The organism is Stella humosa (assembly GCF_006738645.1).
Lineage (GTDB): Bacteria > Pseudomonadota > Alphaproteobacteria > ATCC43930 > Allostellaceae > Allostella > Allostella humosa.
Genome location: NZ_AP019700.1, coordinates 1,955,500 through 1,980,082, shown reverse-complemented (window position 1 = coordinate 1,980,082; position 24,583 = coordinate 1,955,500). Strand labels below are relative to the sequence as shown.

The following is a 24,583-nucleotide window of genomic DNA, read 5'->3' as shown; positions in this document are numbered from 1 at the left end:
TCGGATCGACACCAACCGCTCGGCAGCGAGCGCCCAGATCGGATCGGACATATGGAAATTCTCGAAGTGATGTGGCTCGGCAAGCCGCTGTGGATGTGGCTTGCCTTCCTCGCCATCGTGGTGACGCTGCTCGTGCTCGATCTGGGCGTGCTGCACCGCCAGCAGCGTGAGATCGAGGTGGCGGAAAGCCTCGTTCTCTCTGCCGGATACATAGCCCTGGGCCTCGCCTTCGGTGGGTGGGTCTGGTGGTATCTGGGCGAACCAGCGGGGCTGCAGTTCATCACCGGCTTCGTCATCGAGAAGAGCCTCGCGATGGACAACGTGTTCGTCATCGCCATGATCTTCGGCTACTTCGCGGTGCCGCGCCGCTACCAGCACCGGGTGCTCTTCTGGGGCATTCTCGGCGTCATCATCTTGCGCGCGATCATGATCGGCGTCGGATCCACGCTGGTGGAGCAGTTCGGCTGGGTGCTCTATATCTTCGCGGGCTTCCTGATCGTGACGGGCATCAAGATGTGGCTGACCGCCGACAAGGAGTATGATGTCGGATCGAGCGCCATGCTGCGCTTCATCAGGGGCCATCTTCCGGTGACCGAACAGCTGCACGGAGATCGTTTCTTCGTGCGGCAGACGGACGCCGCGACGGGCAAGCGCGCCCTGTTCGTCACGCCGCTTTTTCTGGCGCTGGCAATGGTCGAGATCGCCGACGTCGTATTCGCGGTCGACAGCGTGCCTGCCATCTTCGCGATCACCACGGACCCTTTCATCGTCTACACGTCGAACATCTTCGCCATCCTCGGCCTGCGCGCACTCTACTTCGCTCTGGCGGCGATGATGCACCGCTTCCACTACCTGAAATACGCGCTGGCGGTGCTGCTGGTATTCATCGGCTCGAAGATCTTCGTTGCCGACGCCTTCGGGCTGGCGAAGGTCTCGCCGGCGGCGTCGCTGTCCATCACCTTCGCGATCCTGGCGGCCGGTGTCGGCTGGTCGCTCTGGAAGACGCGCGCGCAGCGCACGGTCGAAGAAGGTGCCCGCTGATCGGATCGCATGCCGTCCGATCACCCGTTGCAACCGCATCGGCGCGCGCGATCTGGCGCGCCGCTATCGAGGAGATGGATGATGAACTGCGGCAGCTTTGGAAGCGCGCCATGACGCCCCTCGAGGCGCTCGAGCTTCTGCGCGCGGGGAACCATGCGTTCCTGAGCGACGCGCCGTTGCGGCCGGCGCTCGACCGGGCCAGCCGCCTCAGACTGGCCGCGGGGCAATCGCCCTTCGCGGCCTATGTCAGTTGCTCGGACTCCCGCGTTCCACCGGAACTGCTGTTCGGTCGTGGCCTGGGCGAGCTGTTCATCATCCGCAATGCCGGGAACACCCTCGACACCGCGGCAATCGGGAGCCTCGAGTTCGCCGTCTCCGTGCTGGGTGTGCCGCTGATCGTCGTGATGGGGCACGAAGCCTGCGGCGCAGTGCAGGCGGCGGTTTCCGTGGTCCAGAAGAACGCACGGTTCTCGGGCAGCATCGGCAAGATGATCCAGCCGATCATTCCCGCCGTCCTGGAGGCGGACTTGGCGCCTGGCGCCGACATCGAGGCCGCCGTCCTGCAGAATGTCAGGCGCGTCGTCCGCGAACTTCGCGAGGAAGCGTCGCCCATACTGCTGGCGCCGCAGGCTACCGGCGCGCTGATCGTGGTCGGCGCCTACTATCGGCTGGGCAGCGGAGAGGTGGATTTCTTCGACGTGCCATGACCGTCACCGGGCCACGCCGTCCCGTTCGCTGGCGGTTCCCCAACGATGGGGATTCTGCTGGAAGCTCTCGACCAGCATCTCGGTCAGGATCCGCACCTTGCGCGTGGGATGCGGACCAGGCGGACGGACGACGTAGGCGCCCGCCGCAGGCGGCGGGTAACGCGTCATGATCGGCACGAGCGCGCCGGACGCCACATGTTCATAGATTATGCAGTCGGGGAGCCAGGCGATGCCGAGACCGGAGACGGCAGCGGCGGCGAGCGCGGTGGCGTTGTCGGCCTTGAACCTGCCCTGCGGCTGAACCGTGACGATCTTGTCGCCATCTATGAATTGCCAAGCTTCCGTCCCTTGCATGAGTGCCTGATGGGCGACGAGTTCGTCCGGTGTCCGTGGTGAGCCACGCGCCCTGATGTAGTCCGGACTGGCGACGAGCTTTCCGTAGATCGGTCCGATGCGCTTGGCGATCAGGTTGGAATCGCGAAGGTATCCGACCCGGATCGCGCAATCGAACCCCTCCGCGATCAGATCGACGAAGCGATCGCTGTAGGACGTCTGGATATGGAGCTCGGGGTGCCGATGCGCCATTTCCGCGAGCACCGGCGCGAAGTGGGTCGGGCCGAACGATAGCGGCATCGCTATTCGCATGCGGCCGCGCAGATCACCGTTGGGAAGGATCGTTTCCCTGGCCGCATCGATCTCGGCGGTGGCTCGGGCCGCGTGATCCCTGAACGTGACCCCCGCTTCCGTAAGCGCGGCCCCGCGCGTCGTTCGGGCCAGAAGCTGAACGCCAAGCTCCGCTTCGATCCGGACAAGCCTTCGGCTGACGATGGACTTCGAGACGCCGAGGCGACGCGCCGCGGCCGATACACCCCCGGCATCGGCCACGGCGACGAACGTCTGAAGATCCTCGATGTCCAAATTGCGTTCCCCATTTCGCGACACAGCTTGCCGGCATATGGCACTACCGCATCGATCGACGGAACAGCAAGTTTGCGTCCAGGCAACGTCGCCCGCTGGCGCCTGTCTCCCGTGAATCGACTGCCGTCCATGGCGGCAGAGAAAGGAAGCCTCGATGACCTTTCGTAACGGCCTTGCTTCGCTTCTTCGTCCCGAGGACTCGGTGCTCGTTCTGATCGACCACCAAGCCTTTCAGCTAGCGAACCTGAACAGCCACGAACCGCAGATGGTGGTCAACAATGCGACCGCTCTGGCGAAATCCGCCAAGGCATTCGGCGTACCCACCATCCTGACGACGGTGATGGCCGCACGCGGCGGCCTGCTCTTTCCCCAGATCATGGACGTATTCCCAGGCCAGGAGGTGATCGACCGGACGTTGATCAACACCTGGGAAGACAAGAAGGTGGTGGATGCGGTCAAGGCCACCGGCCGCAAGCAGTTGATCATCGCCGGGCTGTGGACCGAGGTATGTGTCGCGATGCCAGCGATCCAGGCCCTGGGCGAAGGCTGGGACGTGACGGTCGTCACCGATGCCTCGGGCGGGGTATCGGTCGAGGCCCACGAGGTCGCCATCCAGCGCATGATCAGGGCCGGCGCGAACATGATGACGTGGCTGGCCGTGGCTGCCGAATGGCAGCGTGACTGGGCGCGCACCGATACTGCCGCCAGGCTGACCGAGGTGATCACGCAGCATGCCGGCGGCAGCGGCATCGCCTTCCTGTGGGAGCAGCAGTTGCTCAACACGCCCGTACCGAACGAAGGCTGATCCGGCGCGGGGATGACGAGGTGCCTGAACGGCCCGACTTGAAGGCCGCCTACCGACAAAGCCTCGTCATCCTCGCTCCCGCGCCTCCGCTGCGTAGCGCATTGGAATCGTCGCTGGCATGCCGATCCGGCCGGCGATGCCGGGCTTGGCGGCACGCAGGATACCGCGGCGCGCGAGGCGCTCGTGACGCAGTTCGATAGGGTCATCCGGCAGCCCGACGCGTATACGACAGCGCCATGAGCGCTGTGCGAGCGCGGGCTTGCATCGCCCCTCAATCATTCTATATCGAGTGCTCTAAAATCGAGGGCTCGATCTTCGGCATGGCTCGACCAAGGGAATTCGACGAGACAGCGGCGCTGACGGCCGCCACCGATCGCTTCTGGCAGCAGGGTTATGGCGCAACCTCGGTGCGCGACCTGGGCGAGGCGATGGGGCTCGTACCGGCCAGCCTCTATAACGCCTTCGGCAGCAAGCAGGCGCTCTTCGCCCGCTGCCTCGACCGCTATCTCGACGGCAACATGCGCGAGCGCATCATGCGGCTCGAAGGATCCCTGGGGCCGCGCGCCGCCATCGAGGCCTTCATCCAGGAGATCGTGAAACGCTCGCTCGCCGATCCGCGCGGCTGCCTGCTGGTCAATTCGGCGCTGGAAGTCGCGCCGCACGATGCGGAGATCGGCGCCGTCATCGCGGCACGGCTCGCGGAGCTGGAGGCCTTCTTCTATCGCTGCGTCATTGCCGGACAGCGCGATGGCGGCATCGCCACTGCGCCCCCGGCGCGGGACCTCGCGCGGCTGCTGCTCACCACGGTCATGGGCCTGCGCGTGCTGTCACGCGCCAGGCCGGAGCCTGCCCTGCTGCGTGGTGCCGCGCGCCAGGCGTTGGCGCTGCTTGATCCACCGGCCTGCCCAGACTGAAACAGGAAACGCCGCCATGATCCGCTTCTATTTCCACCCGACGCCGAACCCCGCGAAGATTGCGCTGTTGCTTGAGGAAACCGGTCTGCCCTACGAGGTCGTGCCGGTTGATACCAGCAAGGGCGAGCAGCATCTGCCCGCCTTTCGCGCCATCAACCCGAACGGCAAGCTGCCGGCCATCGTCGATACGGAGGGGCCGGGCGGCAGGGAATCGCGCGTCTTCGACTCCACGGCGATCCTGCTCTACCTCGCGGAGAAGACCGGCAAGCTGCTCGGCACGCCGGAGGATCGCCCCGAGTTGCTCTCCTGGCTCGCGTTCCTCGGCACCGGCCTTGGTCCCTTCTCCGGCCAGGCGGTACATTTCCAGTGGGCCGCGCCCGAGGGGTTGGATTATGCGCGCAACCGCTACCGGCGCGAGGCGGAACGCCACTACCAGGTGCTTGAAGATCATCTGGCCGGGCGCGACGTGATCGTCGGCGACAGCTTCACCATCGCCGACATCTCCGCCTGGGGCTGGATCGACCGGGCGTCGCGCGTGCTGAAAGGCGATGGCGATCCGCTCGCGGCCTATCCCAACATCAAGCGCTGGTTCGCTGCCATCGACAGCCGCCCGGCCGTGGCGCGCGCGCGGGCTGTCGGGCAGGACCACGAGTTCAAGAAGGTGCAGGACGAGGAATCTCGGCGGCACCTGTTCCCATCCAACTATCCGCCCGCTGCATAGATCCACGCCAAGCACATCCGGAGGCCAGAATGGCAGATTCCCAAGAGTATGTACCGCCGAGGGTCTGGACCTGGGCCAAGCCCAATGGTGGCACCTTTGCGAGCATCAACCGGCCGATTGCAGGCCCGACGCATGACAAGGACCTGCCGGTCGGGCGACACCCGCTGCAGCTTTACTCGTTGGGCACGCCCAACGGGGTGAAGGTCACGATCCTGCTCGAAGAGCTTCTGGCGCTCGGCCACGCCGGCGCCGAGTATGACGCTTGGCTGATCAAGATCGGCGACGGCGACCAGTTCGGATCGGGCTTTGTCGCGGTGAACCCGAACTCCAAGATACCGGCGCTGCTGGACCGAAGCGGACCGAAGCCGATCCGGGTGTTCGAATCCGGTTCGATCCTGCTCTACCTCGCGGAGAAGTTCGGCGCATTCCTGCCGACGGACATCGCGACCCGCACCGAGGCGCTGAACTGGCTGTTCTGGCAGATGGGCAGCGCGCCCTATCTCGGTGGCGGCTTCGGGCATTTCTACGCCTATGCGCCGACCAAGATCGAGTATGCGATCGACCGCTTCGCGATGGAGGTGAAGCGGCAGCTCGACGTACTCGACCGGCGGCTGGCAGAAAGCCCGTACCTCGCAGGCGACGACTACACGATCGCCGATATCGCGGTCTTCCCCTGGTATGGCGGCCTGGTGAAGGGCTGGTCCTATGGCGCGGCAGAGTTCCTCAGCGTGCAAGACTACGCGCATGTCCAGCGTTGGGCGGACGCCATTCTCGCGCGGCCTGCGGTGCAGCGCGGACGCATGGTGAACCGGGTGCAGGGGAAGCCGGACAAGCAACTGCACGAACGCCACGACGCCAGCGATTTCGAGACCAGGACGCAGGACAAGATCGCGGACGCGCCAGCGTGAGCGCCACCCGTCTGCACCATAGCGGCGCTGCGTGGTCGGCGAGGAGCGGCCGGTCCTTTTCGCTGACAACCGCACCGACCGCCGCGACCATACCGACCTCGACGCATGCTGCGGCGGCTGGATCATCGCGCCGCGGCCGAGCGATTGATCATCAGGTATCAGGGAGCCCTGAATCATGACCCACGCCACGAAGCTTGCCGCCGGCGCGGCCTTCCCCGCCATCACCGTGCCGCGCCTCGGCGGCGGTGAGATCGCACCGGCCGCGGCCGGGGGCTGGCGCCTGCTGGTCGTCTATCGCGGCAAGCATTGCCCGCTTTGCAAGCCCTATCTCGGCACGCTCGACAAGCTGCTGGAGGAGTTCGAGGCGGCCGGCGTGTCGGTTGCCGCTATCTCCGCCGATCCGGAAGAAAAGGCCGCGGCCGATCATGCCGAATTCGGCTGGCGCTTCCCGATCGGCTATGGGCTGACCATCCCGCAGATGCAGGCGCTCGGGCTCTACATCTCGAACCCGCGCTCGGCCCAGGAAACCGACAGGCCCTTCGCCGAGCCCGGCCTCTTCCTGGTCAACCCGGCGGGCGCGGTACAGCTTATCGACATTTCAAACGCGCCCTTCGCGCGCCCTGACCTCGCCGGCATCGCACGTGGGGCCAAGCGCATCCAGGAGCTGAACTACCCGATCCGCGGCACGCTGGTCTGATCCCGCCACGCTGACCGGAATCCGCGCCTGCGTGTTCGATGCCTACGGCATGCTGTTCGACCTTGCGTCAACGGCTGCCGGCTGTGCCGACGCACTGGTGACAATGCCGGTCCATTGAGCACCTGATGCGCGGCAAGCGGCTTCCGTCTTCTTGGCTGCACAGCCGCTACGGGCCCTTCTGGCAGGTGACGGGGAAGGCGCTGGACTTCGCATTGGAGACCCTAGGTCTGCCGGACAATGGCCCGCTGCGTGACCGCCCAATCGACGTCTACCTTACGCTTGGACGTACCGTTTGCCACCAAGTCGGAAACGTTGGGGCCAAGGATGAATTGTAGTGTGCAGACAAAATTACTCTTGCCGGCTTTGTTCTCGCCGAGGATCACGATGTGCTAGCCCGTTTCAAGATCAATCTCTGAGACGTTCGCGAAATTTTCTATTTTTATGCGATAACTCCGCACTTTCATCCCCCCGTTTCCATTCGGAATTGACGCCCTATCCGAGCACCACCTCGATCTCCTTGTTCTCAACAAGCGTACTGATCTCGCTGTAGAGATCGATCTCTTGCCCTAACGCAGAGATCGAGATGACCAAAGCGTACCGCGCTTTGTCAGCCACTCGCTTTTGGCCAACGTGCGACTTCCACCACCCGCCAACCGGATAGACTGCGATCGCGTCGTGCCCCGCCAGCTCGATTGCCCTGCCGCGCCACAGGTCGCAATGTAATGATCCCGCCTGGATAGCTTTTGGGCCCAGAAGCCAGCAACTGGCCTCGCCATCGGCTTCGGTGCCGTCCTTCGCCTGGCTCGCGGAAATCCGGCTACGAAAGCGGGATGCCGTCTCGGTACGCTTCTTCATGTCGAACCGCAGCCCGAAGGAGCGATATGTGTCCGGTCGGGTAGCCGCCTTGCCCGCCAGGTTCGGCTCAACGAAGTACGACAAGGTCACCTTCATGGTGACAATCTCGTTCTCGAGTTTCTCCAACGCTGCTTTCGGCCAAGGCAGATCGTAGAAATGCATCTCATTGAACACGCCCGTCCGGCCGTCCGAACCGATCGCGTAGGGCTGAATCTCGCCTTGGGCGACCAGCGTGGCGTCATTGCGCGCCGACAGGATCGCTCGCTCGATGTCCGGCACGCCGTACCCGAATTCGCGAAGCATCTCCTGCCTCTTGCCCTTTGTGGCCGCCTTCCCGGTCTTCCAGTGGGCCCCAGTGCCTATGAACCTTTTCTTTATCGGCTCGGGCCATCGGGCCGAGTCCACGGTGAGCGCGCGATGCGTCTCGGCCCAAAGGTCCGGCCGAGCCGCTTGGAGGCGGCCGATGAAGTTTCCGGCCATGCCGACGGCAGCGCTCGTTGCCCTGAACGGGACGAGTGGTTCAGCCGCGACATCGGAGCCGGCCGACAAGAGGGAGACGGCCGAGTGCCAACCGCAGAAGCCGGTCGCGTCCGACATCATGTTGCCGGCCTCGAACAACACTTCCGGCTTGATCGGCGTCAGGTCGTCGGGCAGCGACTGTGATCCACGACTAAACGGGCTGCGGTGATTGGCCGGGACTGCGGCTTGCAATACTGGCGGCGGTGCCGGCGGCTGCTCCTTCCGCGTAAAGCCGCCAATGGTCAGGGCGTTCCAGCTCTGTGATGGGTCTTCCAAAGGCTGCGATGGCAGGACGTCCACCGCCATGCCACCAGAAACGTTCCCGGTGGCAACGACGATCAGCCTCTTGGGGCGCTCCGCGGCCGGGACGGCGTCATCAGCCTCGCCTGGCATCGCACCCGCCGCGATCTGGTCGATCGCACCGCTCCAAGTCGATGGCCGGCTCGGAGGGAAATCGGTCGTGGACGTCGCGATGCAAAAGCTCCGCACCACAGGGGGCGCTCGATCTCGACCGAACTCACGGCGCCTTGGGTCACCACGCCGTAACTGGGCGGCTTTGTTGGCGGAAACCCGTCAGGCGGCAGCAGCTTCATGGATTCCGCGCCATGGGTGAGTTCGACAGGACCCGCATTGTTCATCAAAGTTTCGAGGTCGCCGTAAAGAACGAGCCCGGCAAGCGGTGTGCCATGACCACCGTGCGGCTCGTGATCGTCCGCACCCCAGGCAGGATCGTAAGCCCAAGCACCGCGCAGGCCGGGCGCAATCAAGGGGTGAGCCGCCATGACGCCCGTGTCGAGCGTACAGACCACCGGAGCGTCAGGGGATGGCGGGCTCACGCGTTGCGCCAGCTCTTCCACCCAGTCATGCTGTCCAAGCTCGGTCTCCCCGCAATTGAGGAAAGGCTCGATCGTCCCCGTCGCGCGGCGAATTTCGGTGATGGCGCCTGGCACGCGCGCCGCGAACGCTGCCACCGCCGCAGCCGCCGCGTGAAGGAAGACGACCGTCGTATCGGGAAAGATCAGGCGATCGCCGTGCACATCGATGTTCGCGTTGCGCGCCGCCACGACCAGGCGATCCGCTAGCGCGACCGGCTGGCGAACCCACAGCTCCCACCAGAGGATATCCGGCGCGATCAGATCCACCTCGCCGGTGAACAGCGATACGGCCTCGACCGCCCTGACTTCCTCGATCACCTCAAACCGCTCGACATCGGGGCGTCTCTGATTGCCGGGATCGAGGCCATAGTCAGTGATGCGATTGCGCAGGAAGGCGCGAGCATCGTCCGGCACGAATACCAAGGCGCTTTCGGTGCGGTTCTCGTTACGCTCCGATCGCAGGATCACAACGTCCTGTGTGGGAAATTCCAGCGCCGCCGGCACCTTCACGGCCTTGGCCCGCGAGCCTTCCGCCGGCGGTAGCGTCGTGACCTCCACAACCGTACCGGATTTCAGCCCCTGTACGGACAGGCGCGGGTCGACAGCGGCAGCCGGAACGGTCCCCAGCGCCGCCGCGAGCTGGTCGAGGAGCTGCGCCGCATGCGCCGCATAATCTCCACGAAGGGGTTTGCGTTCCCGATTGCGGGAGGGGAAAGTATAGGCTGCGGTCTCACGAAAGACATCGATCGAGATATGCGCACGGTCTCTCGTGTCGAAATTATCGGGCTCCGCCATAGGCTCCTACTTCTTCATTCGAGTTCCATTCGATCCGTTCGGGGGAGCCTGCCTAACGGCCGGGTTGGCGACGGAACTTTCCCTTCAAAGTCTGTCGATTTTCGAGCGCATCGCGCAAGGCATCGGGCGACCCCTTCGAGGCGCCTTCCAGAATGGCATCCTTGACGACTGCATCGGCCGCGCGGACTAGTTCGCCCTGACTCAACCCTTCGAGCACACTTTCAATCCCGGGCCACGCCTTCGGCGCCAGCTTGAACTTGCCAAGCCGGCGTACAAGGACGGCCCGCGCGGACGCCGCGTCCGGCAGTGTATATTCGACCACTTCGTCGAACCGGCGCGCTAGGGCTTCGTCTAAAATTTCGACATGATTGGTCGCGGCCAGCACGAGACTGTCCGTCGAATTCGGCTCCTCCATGAAGGCCAGCACCGAATTCAGAACCCGTCGTATCTCGCCGACATCGTTCGGGTCGCCTCGGCGAGAACCAATCGCGTCGAACTCATCAAGCAGATAGACGCCGCGCGTCTGCGCAATCTGGTCGAAGAGCAGGCGCAGCTTGCCCGCGGTCTCGCCCAAAAACCGGCTGAACAGCGATTCGAGCCGTACCGTGAACAGTGGAAGCCGCAATTCGCCGGCCAAGGCCGAGGCCGTCATCGTCTTGCCCGTTCCGGGCGGCCCAACGAGGAGCATGTGCGTGGCGGGGGTCTGTCCGTGCTCGCGCAAGGTCGCACGCTCCTGCTGCTGGCGGACAACGCGTCCCAGCCGCTTGGCGATCTCATCGGAGAGCACCATGGTCGAGAGCACAAGCTTGGGATAGGCGCTCTCGACGAGGCCCTGCAACTCGCCACGCGGCCGCGCGAGCGGGATCGGGGTCTGGCCACCGGCAGGTTTGCCGGTCATTCTCTGTTCACGCGCTTTCTGGACAAGCCGTTTCAGCTTCTCAGCGTCTTCCGGACGGCCCTGACGAGCTTCCTGAGCGGCGATCTGCAAGGCGATCGACAGGAACTGGTCCTCATCCCCGTCGATATGCGAGTTCAGGAGTGCGAGAATTTGCTTAGTCGACATGCTCGCCTCCTTCTTTGGTTGGGCCCGCTATACTATTGCCCGCTCAGATACTTTCGGTTGCCGCATGCTTCGCCGAAGCTATCGGAGCCCATCCAAAAGTGCCACCGTTTCCTCTCTACCACAGAGTTTCCTAACCATTCTTTCGAGCCGTGGGACGCAAAGCTCCAGTGGTCGCCCAGCCGGGCGCCCTACGACGAGCTTTTCCGGCGCTGGCAGATTCGATGGCCGACATCGCGACGAGCCTTGGCTCTCTCATCGCAAAACTAGAACAAATCACGAACATGGTGCCGGACCGGTTCCCGCAGGTCAACAAGAAGCTTGGGGCCCGAGCCCGCCACAGGGTCCTTGTGCGCGCAGATCGAAAAGAGCGAAGGCCGAGGCCGGCGCGTCCAATCGGTGCTCCCTTTCGGAATCACCGACATCGAGGCATACCAATTGCGGCCAATCATGACCGATGCGTGCATGCTCGCAGTCCGATGGACATGATCTTCCATGGCCAATCGATGAGCTTGTTCCAGGCGTGGCAGCAGTGGTCAAGGATGTCGTCGTAGGAGCGGAAGACGCGGTTGGATAGCCAGTTGTCGCGCATTAACTGCAAGACGTTCTCGACCGGGCTCAGTTCCGGCAGCTTGACCGGCAGCGGCGCGATCGGGATGTTAGCCGGGACGGCAAGCCGATCGGAGAGGTGCCATCCAGCCTGGTCCATCAAGAGCAGGGCATGGGCGCCGGGAGAGACGGTGCGGCTGATCTCGGCCAGGTGGAGTTGCATGGACGGCACGTTGCAGCGCGACAGGACGAGGGCCGCCCCCTTGCCCTCGGCCTGACAGATCGCGCCGAAGATGTAGGCCGACTTCGTGCGCTGGTCGTGCGGCGCGCTCGGCCGGGTGCCGCGCCGTGCCCAGCGCCGGGTGATGCCGTTCTTCTGCCCAACCCTGGCGTCGTCCTGGAAGCAGACCTCTATCCCGCCTGGGGCTTCGGCAGCCTTCTTGCGCGCGAGGCGCGCCAGGAGCGCGGGGAACTTTTTTTGAATGTCTCCCCGGCTTGCGGGTCCTGGGCGTGGTGGCGCGGCCGGGCCGACAGCTTGCGGTAACCCATCGCCCGCAGCCGCTCGCTCATCGTCTGCTCCGACAGGCTGCCCCCGAAGATCTCGTGGATCCACTGCGCCAAGTCGATCAGCCGCCAGCGCGCCACCCCCTGAACCGCCGGCATCGGCCCGGCCTCAACCAGCCGGGCCACCTTCCCCCATTGCTCGGCTGACAGCTTCGAAGAGGGGCCGCCGTCCTTGCGGTCGATCAGGTCATCCGGACCGTCGGCGTTGAACGCCAGCGCCCAGTCCCCCACCGTCAGCAGCCCGACCCCGCCGAGCTTCGCCGCGTCTCCGCGGCTACTGCCGTCGTAGATCGCCGACAGGGCCAGGCGCCGACGTGCCTGGCCGGCGTCCTCCGAGCGCCTTGCCAGCCCCCCGAAGCACCGCCCCGTCTAGTCCCTGCGCAACCCGATCGCAGCCGCCATAGCGAACTCCCAACCGTTCGCCAACCTTGAAGCAGAACTTGGGACCGAGCGGAATCCCCCGCATGAGCCACGGCAGGCCGGACTTGGTGTGAGGCCGCCATTGGCAGCGCATGTTTCCCTGATGGCAACCGGCTATCAAGCGAGCTTCCTGTAGCCTCACAGGGCGATAGTTCTCACTCCCACTCGATCGTCCCCGGCGGCTTCGACGTCACGTCGTACGCCACCCGATTAATCCCCCGCACCTCGTTGATGATCCGGGTCGCCGTGCGCGACAGGAACTCGTGGGTGAAGGGGTAGGAGTCCGCGGTCATGCCGTCGGTCGAGGTGACGGCGCGGAGCGCCAGGGCGTAGTCGTAGGTGCGGCCGTCGCCCATCACGCCGACGGTGCGCACGGGCAGGATGACGGCGAAGGCCTGCCAGATCTCGTTGTAGAGGCCGGCCTGGCGGATCTCGTCGAGATAGATGCGGTCGGCCTTGCGCAGCAGCTCCAGCTTCTCGGGCGTCACCTCGCCGGGGCAGCGGATGGCCAGGCCCGGGCCCGGGAACGGGTGGCGGCCGACCATGCTGTCGGGCATGCCGAGCTCGCGGCCCAGCGCCCGCACCTCGTCCTTGAAGAGCTCGCGCAGCGGCTCCACCAGCTTCATCTTCATGCGCGCCGGCAGGCCGCCGACATTGTGGTGGGACTTGATGGTGACGGACGGGCCGCCGGTGAAGGACACGCTCTCGATCACGTCGGGATAGAGCGTGCCCTGGGCCAGGAAATCCGCCCCGCCGATCTTCTTCGCCTCTGCCTCGAACACGTCGATGAACAGGCCGCCGATGGTCTTGCGCTTCACCTCGGGGTCGGAGACGCCGGCCAGCTTGCCGAGGAACAGGTCGCCCGCGTCGCTGTGGATGAGCGGGATGTTGTAGTGGCCGCGGAACAGCGCCACCACCTCGTCGGCCTCGCCCGCGCGCAACAGGCCGGTATCGACGAAGATGCAGGTGAGCTGCGGGCCGATCGCCTCATGCAGCAGCAAGGCGGCCACCGCGCTGTCGACGCCGCCCGACAGGCCGCAGATTACCCGCTCGGACCCGACCTGGGCGCGGATGCGCTCGATCGCCTGGGCGCGGAAGGCCGCCATCGTCCAGTCGCCGCGGCAGCCGGCCACCCCGTGGGTGAAGTTGCGCAGGAGCTGGGCGCCGTGCGGCGTGTGCACCACCTCGGGGTGGAACATGGTGCCGTAGAAGCGACGCGCGTCGTCCGCAATCACCGCGAACGGCGCGCCCTCGCTGGTCGCGACCGCGCGGAAGCCGGGCGGCAGGCGGATGACGCGGTCGCCATGGCTCATCCACACCTGCTCGCGCGCACCCTTGACCCAGGTGTCGGTGAAGAGGGTGCAATCCTGGGTCACGTCGACCATGGCGCGGCCAAACTCCCGCTGGTCGGAGCCCTCGACCTCGCCGCCGAGCTGCGCGCACATCGCCTGCTGGCCGTAGCAGATGCCGAGGATCGGCACGCCCATCTCAAAGATCTGCTGCGGCGCCCGCGGCGTGGTCGCCTCCGTCACCGAGGCCGGGCCGCCCGACAGGATGATCGCCCGCGGCGCCATCTCGGCGATGCGCTCGAACGGGATGGAGAAGGGGTGGATCTCGCAATAGACGCCGCTCTCGCGCACCCGCCGCGCGATCAACTGGGTCACCTGGGAGCCGAAATCGAGGATCAGCACGCGGTCGGTCATGGAGCAGCTCCGGCAAGGGCGGCGGACAGTCGGGGCAGGTCCGGCCAGATATAGGCGATCTCGTCGATCTCGCGCCCGCCGATATGCAGGCGGCGGGTGTCGGCCTGGGTACCGCCCAGATGGGCGTAGAAGGCGCGCGCCGGCGCGTTCTCGACCAGGACGCGGATCACGAGGCTGGAATAGTCGGCCGCCAGCAGGGCGGACATGGCGGCCAGCAGTTGTCGGCCGATGCCCCGGCGCTGGTGGCTGGCCACGACATAGAGGGTGAAGACCTCGCCCATGCCAGCCGGCTCCCCCGGCCCGGCATGGGCGAAGCCGACGATGGGTGCGCGGGCCAGCGTGTCGTCTTCGGCCACCAACGTCAGGTGGGCGGCGCGAACGACGGATTCGGCCCAGCCGGCGGCGATGCGGATGTCGTTCAGGTTGTCGAGATAGGCGGCCGGGAAGATCCCGCCATAGGCGCTGCGCCAGGTCGCCACCTGAACCCGGGCGATCGCGGCCGCGTCGTCGGGCTCGGCTGGTCGAACCCGGATGGTCACACGCCGCGCTCCAGCAAGGCCGCGAAGAAGCCGTCGGTGCCGTGGCGGGCCGGAGTGAGGCGCATGTACGGCCCCTCGGCCGCCGGATTGGGCAGGTCGGCCGGCCAGGCATCGGCCGGCGGCACCACGCGAAAGCCCGGATGGGCGGCAAGGAACCGGTCGACCTGCGCCTCGTTCTCGTCGGCCAAGATCGAGCAGGTGGCATAGACCAGCCGCCCGCCCGGCTTCACCAGCCGCGCCGCGCTGTCGAGGATCCGACCCTGGAGGTCGACCAGCTCGACGATGTCCTGCTCGGACAGGCGCCAGCGGCCGTCCGGGTTGCGGCGCCAGGTGCCCGTCCCGGTGCAGGGCGCATCGACCAGCACGCGGTCGAAGGCGCCGGCATGGCGCTTCACCCACTTGTCGCGCTCGCTCTCCATCAGGCGGCGCTCGACATTGTGGACGCCCGCCCGGCGCAAGCGCAGCGTCGCCCCGTCCAGCCGCTTGGCCGACGTGTCGCAGGCGATGATCTGGCCCTTGTTCTCCATCCCGGCCGCGATCGCCAGCGTCTTGCCGCCCGCCCCGGCGCAGAAATCGACGACGCGCATGCCAGCCCTGGCGCCCAGCAGGATGGCTACAAGCTGAGAGCCCTCGTCCTGCACCTCGACCAGGCCGGCTTTCCAGGCAGCCACGGTCTGCAAGGCCACCCGCTTCTCCAGCCGCAGGCCCCAGGGCGACCATTGCGTCGGCACGGCGCGAATCTGGTCGCGGGCGAGCGCCGTGATCGCCGCATCGCGGCTGCCGGCCAGCGCGTTGACGCGCAGGTCGAGCGGGGCCGGCACGTCCAGCGCCGCCATCTCGTCGGCGACGGTCGTGCCGAACTGCGCTTCCAGCCGGGGGTGCAGCCATTCGGGATAGTTGGCGGACACCCAGGCCGGCTGGTCGGGGTGGCCGATCGGATAGCCCGCCAGCGCCTGGACGATGCCCTGCTCGTCCGGGTTGGGCCGCCTGGGGTGATAGGGGCCGTCGTCGAACAGGTGGGCGATCTCGCCCGCGTCGGCCCCGCGCTCCAGCATCAAGAGGCCCAGCATGCGGGCGCGCGGCGTCGTGCCGACCCGGCCCCAGCCCTGGCGGGCGATCCACCAGTCGACCTGGCCGCGCCGGCGCAGATAGGCATAGACCGTCTCGGAGACGGCACCCCGGTCCTTGGAGCCGATGTAGCGGCGCTCGCGGAAATAGTCGGCCAGGATGGCGTCGGTCGGCGTGCGCGATCCCTCGATGCGTTCGACGAGCTCGATGGCGGCGGCGATGCGGGCGGCGGGGGTCAAGCGCGCTCCGCCTTACATCGGCCGATAGTTCGGCGCCTCGCGGGTGATGGTGACGTCATGGACATGGCTCTCCCGCAGGCCGGCGTTGGTGATGCGCAGGAAGCGGCAGTTCTGGTGCATGTCGGCGATGGTGCGGCTGCCGGTATAGCCCATGGCCGCTTTCAGGCCACCCACGAGCTGGTGCAGCACGGTCGCGGCCGGGCCCTTGTAGGGCACCTGCCCTTCCACCCCTTCGGGCACCAGCTTCAGCGTCTGCTGGACTTCCTGCTGGAAATAGCGGTCAGCCGAACCGCGGGCCATCGCCCCGATCGAACCCATGCCGCGATAGGACTTGTAGGAACGGCCCTGGTGCAGGAACACCTCGCCCGGGGCCTCGTCGGTGCCGGCCAGCAGGGCGCCGACCATGGCGCATTCCGCCCCGGCCGCGATCGCCTTGGCAAGGTCGCCCGAATACTTGATGCCGCCATCGGCGATGACGGGAATGTTCTCGCGCCGGCACACCTCGACCGCGTCCATGATGGCGGTGAGCTGCGGCACGCCGACGCCGGCCACCATGCGCGTCGTGCAGATGGCACCCGGGCCGATGCCGACCTTGACCGCGTCGGCGCCGGCATCCATCAGCGCCTTGGCGCCCTCGGCCGTGGCGATGTTGCCGGCGATGAGCTGGGTATAGTTGGACAGGCGGCGGATGCGGCGCACCGCCTCGATCACGCCCTCGGAATGCCCATGCGCGGTGTCGACCACCAGGGCATCGACCCCGGCATCGAACAGCGCCTCGGCCCGCGCCACGCCGTCGTCGCCGATGCCGGTGGCAGCCGCCACGCGCAGGCGGCCCATGGCGTCCTTGGCCGAATCCGGGTGGCGGGCGGCCTTGTCCATGTCCTTGACGGTGATGAGGCCGATGCAGCGCCGCTGTTCGTCGACGACGAGCAGCTTCTCCAGCCGGTTCTCGTGCAGGAGGCGCTGGGCTTCCTCGCGGGTGACGCCCTCGGTCACCGTGATCAGCCCATCCTTGGTCATCAGCTCGGCCACGCGCTGGCCGGGGTCCTTGGCGAAGCGGACATCGCGGTTGGTGAGGATGCCGACCAGCCGCTTGCTGCCGGGCTCCACCACGGGAAAGCCCGAGATCTTGTGGTCGGCCATCAGGCGCAGCGCATCGGCCAGCGTCTCGTCCGGGCCGACAGTGACCGGGTTGACGACCATCCCGGCCTCGAACTTCTTGACCTTGCGGACTTCGTTCGCCTGGGCTTCGATGCCGAGATTCTTGTGGATGACGCCGATGCCGCCCGACTGCGCCATGACGATGGCCAGGCTCGACTCGGTGACGGTGTCCATCGCGGCCGAGACCAGCGGGATGCCGAGTTCGATGGTGCGGGTCAGCCGGGTGCGGGTCTGGGCTTGGCCCGGAAGCACCGACGAGGCCGCGGGAACCAGCAGAACATCGTCGAAAGTGAGTCCATCACGGATGTCCATGCCGCCTCCCCTACCCGGATAAGGCGGCGCATAATACACATCGGCCTTGTGAAGGAAAGCGCGTCCGGTGCAGGTCAGCCCTGCTCCCGGCGAAAGCCTTGGGCAATCACATAGACTTCGGCCGAGTCGGCGCGACTGGCCGGCGGCTTCACATGGCGCACCACGGCGAAGTCCTTCTTCAGGGCCGTCAGCAGATTGCGCTCGGTGCCGCCCTGGAAGACCTTGCAGACGAAGGCGCCACCCGGCTTCAGCACCTCGCGGGCGAACGCGTGGGCGGCATCGGCCAGGCCGATGACGCGCAGATGGTCGGTCGGCCCGTGCCCGGTGGTGGGCGCGGCCATGTCGCTCAGGACGAGGTCGGCGCCGCCGCCCATCGCCGCCCGCAGGCGTGCCGGCGCGTCGGCGTCGAGGAAATCCATCTCGATCGTCTCGGCACCCGGCAGCGTGCCCATCGGCAGGATGTCGAGCGCCACGACCCGCCCGCCCTTCACCCGGTCGACCACCACCTGGGTCCAGCCGCCGGGTGCCGCCCCCAGGTCGACCACGGCCATGCCGGGCTTCAGCAGGTTCAGCCGCTCGTCCAGCTCGATCAGCTTGAAGGCCGCGCGCGAGCGCAGGCCTTCCCGCTTGGCGGCCGCCACATAGGGGTCGTTGAGCTGGCGGGTCAGCCAGCGCTGCTGCGAGGTGGTGCGGCCGGCCGCCCGCACCCGCACCGCCGGGTCGCGCGCGCCCCGCCCAGAGGTACCGCGCACGGTCGGCCCGCGGGCACCGCGGCCGCTGCCGCCCTTGCGTTCGCCGGTCATGTCCTGCCCATCCTGCCGCGCCGGCCGTTGCGGGCCATCAGCCCATAGAGAATACCCTCGCGCACGCCACGATCGGCCACCCGCAGGCGCGGGCAAGGCCAGCGCCCGGTGATCGCCGACAGGATCGCGCAACCGGCCAGCACCAGGTCGGCGCGCTCCGGCCCGATGCAGGGATGGGCCGCGCGGCCGGCATAGTCCATCGCCAGCAGGCGGTCCGACGCCGCGTCGATCGAGGTCCGGTCCAGCACGATGCCATCGACCAGCGAGCGGTTATAGCGCGGCAGCTCCAGATGAACACCGGCCAGCGTCGTGACCGTGCCGGAGCTGCCCAGCATCTGCATCCGCCCGCGCTGGATCCAGTCCGATATGCCGTGCTCGTCGTCGAACAGGGCCAGGGCCGAAGTCGCCTCGTCGCGCATGGCGTAGTAGAGGTCGGGCGACACCTCGCGGCCGCCATAGCGGTCGGCCAGCGTGACCACCCCCATCGGCAGCGAGGCATAGCCCAGCATCTCGGGCTCCCGCCCCTCCAGCCCGACCCACAGCAGCTCCGTCGAGCCGCCGCCGATGTCGAACAGCAGGGCGCGGGCGGCATGGGGATCGAGCAGCGGGCCGCAGCCGGCCAGCACCAGGCGGGCCTCCTCCGAGGCCGGGATCGTCTCGATCTCCAGCCCCGTCTCGGCCCGCACGCGGTCCAGGAAGTGGCCGCAGTTGCTGGCCCGCCGGCACGCCTCGGTCGCGACCGCCCGCAGATGGTCGACGCGGCGGCTGCGCACCTTCTGCGCGCAGACGGCCAGGGCTGCGATGGTGCGGTCCATCGCCGCATCGGAGAGCGCGCCCGTGCGCGCCAGCCCCTCGCCCAGGCGGACGATGCGCGAAAAGGCGTCCAGCACCCGGAATCCCCCGGAAGCCGGCCGCGCGACGAGAAGCCGGCAATTGTTGGTGCCGAGATCCAGCGCGGCATAGACGACCGAGTGCGCGGGTGGTGGCGCTATTGGAAAGCTTGCGATTGACACTGTCACTTGGCCGGCAGGATATCCGACCCCGCAGGTTCCAGGAAGCCCAAGCCTGGAAACTCTTCCCTGATGGAATCTCTTGTGCTAGAAGCCGCGCCCACGCTGATCGGGGCCGAGCGAGCCCGGTGACAGCGCCGATCCGGTCTTGGGGGATCGTCTAACGGTAGGACAGCGGACTCTGACTCCGCCAGTCTAGGTTCGAATCCTAGTCCCCCAGCCAATCTCCGCGAAGCAGTCGACGAAAAGCGGTTGTCCTGCCCCATTCGGGCTGGCAACTGGGTTTGCGCGTCCGGTTCCTGCAAACTCGACCACGTTCCTGCAAACTGGACGGCGCAACGGCTTTCACGGGAGCGATTGATGTCGACGATCGATTTTCTGGGACCGCCCGAGGCGGGCTCCAACCGCCCCTACAGTGCAGCGACGCGTGCGGGCGGCTTCGTGTTCGTTTCCGGGCGAACGGCGCCGCACGACCCGGCAGGCGGAATCCATCGCGGCGAAACCGCTGCCGAGCAGGTCCGCGGTGCGTTGGCAATCATCGCCCAGGTCCTCGCCGATGCTGGAAGCAGCCTGGATCGCGTGGTGCAGATGACGATGCTGATCACCGATCCGGCCGACTATGCCGAATGCAATGCGGAGTATCTGAAGCACTTTCCCGGCGACCTGCCGGCTCGGCATACCGTGCAGTTCGGCGTTCCCACCGACGCGAAGGTGGGCTTCGCCTGCATCGCCCTGGCCGCGACCTGACGGCAACAAAAAAGGGGGCCGAAGCCCCCTTTTCGTAGCACTGGTCTCCCGTTCGGAGGGGGCAAGGACCGGATTGCCGGCCCCCGCCTCCAGCCCCGATCAGGCGGCCTGGAGCTGTCCGGCCGAGACCTTGCCGCTGCGGGTGTCCCGCTCCAGCTCGAAGCTCAGCTTCTGGCCTTCATGGATGGCGCCCAGCGTCGAACGCTCCACCGCCGAGACGTGCACGAACACGTCCGCGCCGCCGTCTTCCGGCGCGATGAAACCATAGCCCTTTTGGCCGTTAAACCACTTAACCGTTCCGATAGCCATTAGTCGTATACTTCCACAAGTCACGCATATTCACGCCGCACGGAGCGGCGACGCGATCAAATTTTCGGAGAGGATCGAGCATGGTCCCGGCGGGACATTGTCCAGCGCGGAGAGTGGGACCGAACCAAAGCGACATTCGATAGTGCGGATATGGCACGCGGGCCGGCCAATTGAAAGGGATTTCCCTTTTTTCTTCGTACCGCCCCCACAACTTCATTGAAATCTGCTTGAATAGGGAAGCAGCGCATGATGAATCGGACCGGCCCCGGCGCCGATGGATTCGCCATGGCGCGCCACCGGCATCCACATCGACGGATCCGGCCATACCCTGACCCACGAGGCTGGAGCATATGAGAGGTAAGGAGACGAGCTTGGCCGACCGGCTGAGTTCGGCCGCGAAGGCGAAGCAGGAACTTCTCGAAAGAGCCCGGGCGAAGTCGCCCTCCAACGATCCGGAATTCCTTGCCCGGAAAGCCGCGCGCGACGAGGCAGACCGGGCGCGCGACGCCCGTCAGGCCGAAAAGCGTGCCGCCAAGGAAGCCGAGGCTGCCCGCCTGGCCGAGGAGAAGGCGCGCGAGGAAGCGGCGCGGATCGAGGCCGAGAAGGCCGACGCCGAAGCCCAGCGCCTGGCCAAGATCGCCGCGGCCGAGCACGCAGCACAGCTTGAGATCGACCAGAAGGCCAAGCGCGACGCCAAGTACGCCGCGCGCAAGGCTCGCCAGCGCTAGCTGCCGGCCGGCCCCCGCGTCGCCGTCCACGGGCGGCGACGCGCCGAGCGGCCCCTGCCCCGGAATTCAGCCCAGGATCTCAGGCAGCGGCCTTGTCCGCCGCCTTCTTGGCCATGTGCTCGATGCGGCCGAGGATCGTCAGCACGATGATCGCGGCCACGACGGCGATCCCCGCCAGCATCATGTAGCCGGCGCCGCAGGCCAGCCCCAGCGCGCCCGCCAGCCAGATCCCGGCACCGGTGGTCATGCCCTCGACGGTTCGCCCGCCGCGGAAGATCGCCCCTGCCCCCAGGAACGCCACGCCGGCCGTTACCGCTTCGATGATGCGGACGGGATCGGTCGTGCCTGTCGGATTGGCCAGGGCCGCGTCCAGATGCAGTTCGGTTGCCAGCAGGGTGAAGGTCGCCGATGCCAGCGCGATCATCATGTGCGTGCGCAGGCCGGCCGATTTCTGCCGCCATTCCCGGTCGAGGCCGATGCAGCCGCCCAGAACCAGCGCCGCCGCCAGGCGTGCGGCGATGATCTCCGGCTCGATCGACATCACCTCGTAGAGGGCAGGATCACGCATGGCCGGACGCCAGGGCCACCACCGAGGTGAAGGCATCGGTGGTCAGGGCCACCGTGGCCAGGGCGGCCGTGGCCAGCACCGCGGCCGTCAGCGCGACCCAGGCGCTGCGCGCCGCCCGGCGATCCCCCGCAGGCACCGCGGGCGCCATCCAGAAGCTGCCGTCGGCGCCATCGGCGCGGCGAAATCTCTGCTCGACATCGGTGGTATTCATGCGTGCGCCAACGCCGGCCGTGCATGGCCGTTCCCGGTCGCCAACGGCTAAGAATTTTTCCTGGCGGCCGGAACTTTTCGGCGCGGCGAGCCGTTCTTTATGCAGTCGGCGGCGCGGCAGGCGTCGATCCGGGGTCCGATGAGGACCGCTTCGGACCAGGTGCAAGCCTGGAGCCGAAGGTGGAGCCGGTTACCGGTCCGACCTTGGAAAGGTCGCCCTGAAAGGGGCGGCCTTTCCTGCGTTCGGGGGTCCGGCCGGGCCGCCCGTTCCCAGGCGCCCCGGCCGATCATCAGACGCCGATCGTCGGACCCTGACCGCCCGCAGGCGCCCTAACGGCCGCGGCCGGTGTTCTGCGCATCGCCGGTATAGTCGCCGGTGCAGCGGAAACCGGGCAGGCTGTTGCCCGGCGTCGCCTGGGCGCATTCCGGGTCGATCGCGGCCACGTTGCCGGCGGTGGGGTAGACAGTGTTGCAGGCGGCGACCAGCAGGGACAGGGCGGCCGCGAGAGCGAGGCGGATCATGTTGCACCTCATGGGTTTGCCCCCCACGGCTGACAGGTAATGCGCCGCCAGCAACCGAAAAGGGCCGCCACCGATCACGTTTTCAGGTGCCGGCGATTGACCGTTGCCCGACAGCCTTTGGCGTGATCGCGTGGCCCGCCTGCTGGTATTCTGTTGCAATCGCAGCAGAGGCCCGAGCCGATGTCCCCCAATACGCGCCAGATGGCGTTCATCAATACCGCCCACACCTTCACCCACTACAGCCTGCTGATCCTGGCGACGGCCGTGCTGGCCATCGTGCAACATGACACCGCCACCTTCGGCGGCGACTACGGCCCGGTACTGGCGCTGGGCACCCTCATGTTCGTGGCCTATGGCCTGGGCTCGCTGCCGATGGGGTGGCTGGCCGAGCATCTCGGCCGCAAGCAGATGATGACGGCGTTCTTCCTCGGCACCGGCGGCTGCATGGTGGTCGCGGGCCTCGTGTCGTCTCCCATCGGCATGATGCTGGCGCTGGGCCTGATGGGCGCCTTCTCGGCCATCTACCATCCGATCGGCACCGCCATGCTGGTGGAGGCGGCCGGCCCCCGCGTCGGCCGCGCGGTCGGCATCAACGGCGTCTTCGGCAATGTCGGCGTGGCCCTGGCCCCGGTCGTCACCGCGTTCCTGGCCGCCCGCTTCGGCTGGCACTGGGCCTTCATCCTGCCGGGGCTGCTGTGCGTCGGCATCGGCCTCTTCTACCTGCGCGAGCCCGCCTTCGACGCCCGGCACGGCAATGCCGGAGCAAAGCCGTTCCCCGAAATCCCGCCGGCCGTCGTCCGCCGCGCGGTCATCATCCTGATGGCGATCGCCGCCGTCTCCGGCCTCGTCTTCAACGCCTTCACGCTGCTGATCCCCAAGCTGATGGAGGAGCGCCTGGCCTCGTCGCCCGACCTGCTGCCGGTGGTCGGGCTGCTGGCCTTCCTGGCCACGCTGTGCGGCGGGCTGACCCAGTACACGGTGGGGCAGATGATCGACCGCAATACGCTGAAGGCGGTGTTCCTGCCGCTGGGCGTCGTGCTGGTGCCGGCGCTGCTGGGCCTGTCCTTCGTCGATGGCTGGCTGGTGCTGCCGCTGTCCGGCGTCGTCGCCGCCTCGATCTTCGGCCAGGTGACGGTCAACGACACCATGACCGCCCGCTACATCGCGCCGGCACTCCGCGCCAAGCTCTATTCGGTGCGCTTCACCATCGGCTTCCTGGGGGCGGCCTGCGCCTCGCCCCTGGTCGGCTTCCTGCACGAGGCGACCGGCAACCTGTCGCTGGCGATGGTGGTGCTGGCCGGCTTCGGCAGCGTCACGCTGGCCTGTGCGCTGCTCTTCCCCAACCGCAAGGAAGAATTGTCGCCGGAGATGTGGGCGCGCTCGCCAGAGGCCATGGCAGGGCGCGCGGCGGCGGCACCGGCCGAGTAGGCGCCGGCCGCCCCGCCAGGGGGAACGAATCCGGGGCGGCCGCGTTGGCGCCCCGGTTCAACCCTGCCGGAGAATTTCATGATGGCCGCCACCCGCAACGGTTTCGTCGCCCTGGCCCTGTCCGCTGCCGCCCTGCTGCCGGCCCTGCCGGCCGCCGCCGCGGACTTCGTCGGCATCACCGACCGGGGCGAGTTGCTGTACTTTTCGGACGCTGACCCGGGCCAGGCCGTCCGCCGCGGGCTGCACGGCACGGGCCATCCGCTGGTCGGCTTCGACGTGCGGCCGGCCGACGGCCGCCTCTACGGCATCAACACCCAGGGCGCGATCTTCATGATCGACGTGCCGGCCGGCATCGCCACCTTCAAGGCCATGCTGTCCGTGCCGCTGGCCAAGGCCGGCGGCTATCTGGTGGACTTCAACCCCGTGGCCGACCGGCTGCGCGTCGTGGGTGCCGGCGGGCAGAACCTGCGGGTCGACGTCGATACCGGCGCTGCCGCGGTCGACCAGCCGATCCGCTACGCCGCCGGCGGCGGGCAGCCGCAGGTCCAGGCCGGTGCGTATACCAACTCGGTCCGCGGCACCACGCAGACCCAGCTCTTCGTGATCGACGGTGCCAGCGGCACCTATGCGCTGCAGAACCCGCCCAACGACGGCGTGCTGCAGCCAGCCGGCACCGGCGGGATCGCCGCCGATGGCGCCGACATCTGGTCGGACGGCACCCGCAACCAGGGCTTCTCGGTCGCGGGCAACGTGCTCTACCGCTTCGACGTCGCGACCGGAGCGGCCCAGGCGATCGGCCCGATCGGCGCCGGCTCGATCGGCCGCATCATCGACATCGCGGTGCTGCCCGGCCGCATGTAGCAACACCCGGCCGCCCGGCCCATCCGC

25 protein-coding genes, 1 tRNA gene and 1 pseudogene are annotated in these 24,583 nt (G+C 67.2%); 12 read left to right on the top strand and 15 right to left on the bottom strand.

Annotated elements, in window-relative coordinates:
* Positions 1–51: 51 nt before the first annotated feature.
* Together STVA_RS09305 and STVA_RS09300 are read left to right on the top strand one after the other, a co-directional pair.
* Entirely contained in the window at positions 52–1,041 is a 990-nt protein-coding gene (locus tag STVA_RS09305; protein WP_123688920.1) for a TerC family protein, read from the top strand.
* A 74-nt stretch (positions 1,042–1,115) separates the two neighbouring features.
* A complete protein-coding gene (locus tag STVA_RS09300) occupies positions 1,116–1,748 on the top strand; it encodes a carbonic anhydrase (RefSeq protein WP_123688921.1) in 633 nt (210 codons plus the stop codon).
* 3 nt (positions 1,749–1,751) lie between these two features.
* Here the strand turns inward: STVA_RS09300 and STVA_RS09295 are convergent, their stop codons facing one another.
* Entirely contained in the window at positions 1,752–2,666 is a 915-nt protein-coding gene (locus tag STVA_RS09295; protein ID WP_123688922.1) for a LysR family transcriptional regulator, read from the bottom strand.
* 154 nt (positions 2,667–2,820) lie between these two features.
* Here STVA_RS09295 and STVA_RS09290 point away from each other — a divergent pair, with 154 nt between their 5' ends.
* The 5 genes from STVA_RS09290 to STVA_RS09270 all read left to right on the top strand — a co-directional run bounded on the left by STVA_RS09290 (position 2,821) and on the right by STVA_RS09270 (position 6,711).
* Positions 2,821–3,471, top strand: coding sequence for a hydrolase (locus tag STVA_RS09290; protein ID WP_123688923.1), 651 nt, complete (start codon positions 2,821–2,823; stop codon positions 3,469–3,471).
* 236 nt (positions 3,472–3,707) lie between these two features.
* Positions 3,708–4,385 (top strand): TetR/AcrR family transcriptional regulator, encoded by a 678-nt coding sequence (locus tag STVA_RS09285; protein WP_246782851.1) that lies wholly within the window; start codon positions 3,708–3,710, stop codon positions 4,383–4,385.
* 16 nt (positions 4,386–4,401) lie between these two features.
* A complete protein-coding gene (locus tag STVA_RS09280) occupies positions 4,402–5,106 on the top strand; it encodes a glutathione S-transferase family protein (RefSeq protein WP_123688925.1) in 705 nt (234 codons plus the stop codon).
* Positions 5,107–5,135: 29 nt separating this feature from the next.
* The gene (gene yghU, locus STVA_RS09275) at positions 5,136–6,014 is read left to right on the top strand and encodes a glutathione-dependent disulfide-bond oxidoreductase (protein ID WP_123688926.1); all 879 of its coding nucleotides are present in this window, start codon (positions 5,136–5,138) and stop codon (positions 6,012–6,014) included.
* A gap of 175 nt (positions 6,015–6,189) precedes the next feature.
* On the top strand, positions 6,190–6,711 hold the full coding sequence (locus STVA_RS09270; protein ID WP_123688927.1) for a peroxiredoxin-like family protein: 522 nt from the start codon (positions 6,190–6,192) through the stop codon (positions 6,709–6,711).
* Between the two features lie 492 nt (positions 6,712–7,203).
* Here the strand turns inward: STVA_RS09270 and STVA_RS27900 are convergent, their stop codons facing one another.
* From STVA_RS27900 to STVA_RS09225, 10 genes and pseudogenes are all read right to left on the bottom strand, one after another.
* Positions 7,204–8,493 carry a S8 family serine peptidase gene (locus STVA_RS27900; protein ID WP_338092740.1) on the bottom strand — a complete coding sequence of 430 codons (1,290 nt, stop codon included), beginning with the start codon at positions 8,491–8,493 and terminating at the stop codon, positions 7,204–7,206.
* Positions 8,424–9,755: a S8 family serine peptidase gene (locus STVA_RS27895; RefSeq protein ID WP_197735830.1), complete on the bottom strand. Its 1,332-nt coding sequence runs from the start codon at positions 9,753–9,755 to the stop codon at positions 8,424–8,426. The genes STVA_RS27900 and STVA_RS27895 overlap by 70 nt, the downstream gene beginning before the upstream one ends.
* Positions 9,756–9,807: 52 nt before the next feature.
* The gene (locus STVA_RS09260) at positions 9,808–10,818 is read right to left on the bottom strand and encodes an AAA family ATPase (RefSeq protein WP_123688928.1); all 1,011 of its coding nucleotides are present in this window, start codon (positions 10,816–10,818) and stop codon (positions 9,808–9,810) included.
* A 445-nt stretch (positions 10,819–11,263) separates the two neighbouring features.
* Positions 11,264–12,276, bottom strand: a pseudogene (locus tag STVA_RS09255) (IS630 family transposase); the annotation flags it as partial.
* A 227-nt stretch (positions 12,277–12,503) separates the two neighbouring features.
* Positions 12,504–14,051, bottom strand: coding sequence for a glutamine-hydrolyzing GMP synthase (gene guaA, locus STVA_RS09250; protein ID WP_123688929.1), 1,548 nt, complete (start codon positions 14,049–14,051; stop codon positions 12,504–12,506).
* Positions 14,048–14,590 carry a GNAT family N-acetyltransferase gene (locus STVA_RS09245; RefSeq protein WP_123688930.1) on the bottom strand — a complete coding sequence of 181 codons (543 nt, stop codon included), beginning with the start codon at positions 14,588–14,590 and terminating at the stop codon, positions 14,048–14,050. The genes guaA and STVA_RS09245 overlap by 4 nt, the downstream gene beginning before the upstream one ends.
* Positions 14,587–15,897 (bottom strand): RsmB/NOP family class I SAM-dependent RNA methyltransferase, encoded by a 1,311-nt coding sequence (locus tag STVA_RS09240; RefSeq protein WP_123688931.1) that lies wholly within the window; start codon positions 15,895–15,897, stop codon positions 14,587–14,589. Before STVA_RS09240 ends, STVA_RS09245 begins: the two co-directional genes overlap by 4 nt.
* A 12-nt stretch (positions 15,898–15,909) precedes the next feature.
* A complete protein-coding gene (gene guaB, locus STVA_RS09235) occupies positions 15,910–17,370 on the bottom strand; it encodes an IMP dehydrogenase (protein ID WP_123688932.1) in 1,461 nt (486 codons plus the stop codon).
* Positions 17,371–17,444: 74 nt separating this feature from the next.
* Positions 17,445–18,173, bottom strand: a complete 729-nt coding sequence (locus STVA_RS09230; protein WP_123688933.1) for an RlmE family RNA methyltransferase — start codon at positions 18,171–18,173, stop codon at positions 17,445–17,447.
* Positions 18,170–19,063 carry a Ppx/GppA phosphatase family protein gene (locus STVA_RS09225; protein WP_245978253.1) on the bottom strand — a complete coding sequence of 298 codons (894 nt, stop codon included), beginning with the start codon at positions 19,061–19,063 and terminating at the stop codon, positions 18,170–18,172. Before STVA_RS09225 ends, STVA_RS09230 begins: the two co-directional genes overlap by 4 nt.
* A gap of 269 nt (positions 19,064–19,332) precedes the next feature.
* On the opposite strand from STVA_RS09225, the gene STVA_RS09220 reads away from it, so the two are divergent.
* Positions 19,333–19,406, top strand: a tRNA-Gln gene (locus STVA_RS09220).
* Between the two features lie 137 nt (positions 19,407–19,543).
* Positions 19,544–19,930: a RidA family protein gene (locus tag STVA_RS09215; protein WP_123688935.1), complete on the top strand. Its 387-nt coding sequence runs from the start codon at positions 19,544–19,546 to the stop codon at positions 19,928–19,930.
* 99 nt (positions 19,931–20,029) lie between these two features.
* On the opposite strand, the gene STVA_RS09210 is transcribed toward STVA_RS09215, so the two are convergent.
* A complete protein-coding gene (locus STVA_RS09210; RefSeq protein WP_123688936.1) occupies positions 20,030–20,239 on the bottom strand; it encodes a cold-shock protein in 210 nt (69 codons plus the stop codon).
* A gap of 371 nt (positions 20,240–20,610) precedes the next feature.
* Here STVA_RS09210 and STVA_RS09205 point away from each other — a divergent pair, with 371 nt between their 5' ends.
* Entirely contained in the window at positions 20,611–20,967 is a 357-nt protein-coding gene (locus STVA_RS09205; RefSeq protein ID WP_197735829.1) for a DUF6481 family protein, read from the top strand.
* A gap of 79 nt (positions 20,968–21,046) precedes the next feature.
* On the opposite strand, the gene STVA_RS09200 is transcribed toward STVA_RS09205, so the two are convergent.
* The 3 genes from STVA_RS09200 to STVA_RS09190 form a co-directional block, all read right to left on the bottom strand.
* Positions 21,047–21,535 (bottom strand): MgtC/SapB family protein, encoded by a 489-nt coding sequence (locus STVA_RS09200; protein WP_197735828.1) that lies wholly within the window; start codon positions 21,533–21,535, stop codon positions 21,047–21,049.
* Positions 21,528–21,746: a hypothetical protein gene (locus tag STVA_RS09195; RefSeq protein ID WP_123688939.1), complete on the bottom strand. Its 219-nt coding sequence runs from the start codon at positions 21,744–21,746 to the stop codon at positions 21,528–21,530. Before STVA_RS09195 ends, STVA_RS09200 begins: the two co-directional genes overlap by 8 nt.
* A 329-nt stretch (positions 21,747–22,075) precedes the next feature.
* Positions 22,076–22,267, bottom strand: coding sequence for a hypothetical protein (locus STVA_RS09190; protein WP_123688940.1), 192 nt, complete (start codon positions 22,265–22,267; stop codon positions 22,076–22,078).
* A 180-nt stretch (positions 22,268–22,447) separates the two neighbouring features.
* Between STVA_RS09190 and STVA_RS09185 the strand changes: the two genes are divergently transcribed.
* A complete protein-coding gene (locus STVA_RS09185) occupies positions 22,448–23,695 on the top strand; it encodes an MFS transporter (RefSeq protein ID WP_123688941.1) in 1,248 nt (415 codons plus the stop codon).
* 78 nt (positions 23,696–23,773) lie between these two features.
* A complete protein-coding gene (locus STVA_RS09180; RefSeq protein ID WP_123688942.1) occupies positions 23,774–24,556 on the top strand; it encodes a DUF4394 domain-containing protein in 783 nt (260 codons plus the stop codon).
* Positions 24,557–24,583 lie beyond the last annotated feature (27 nt).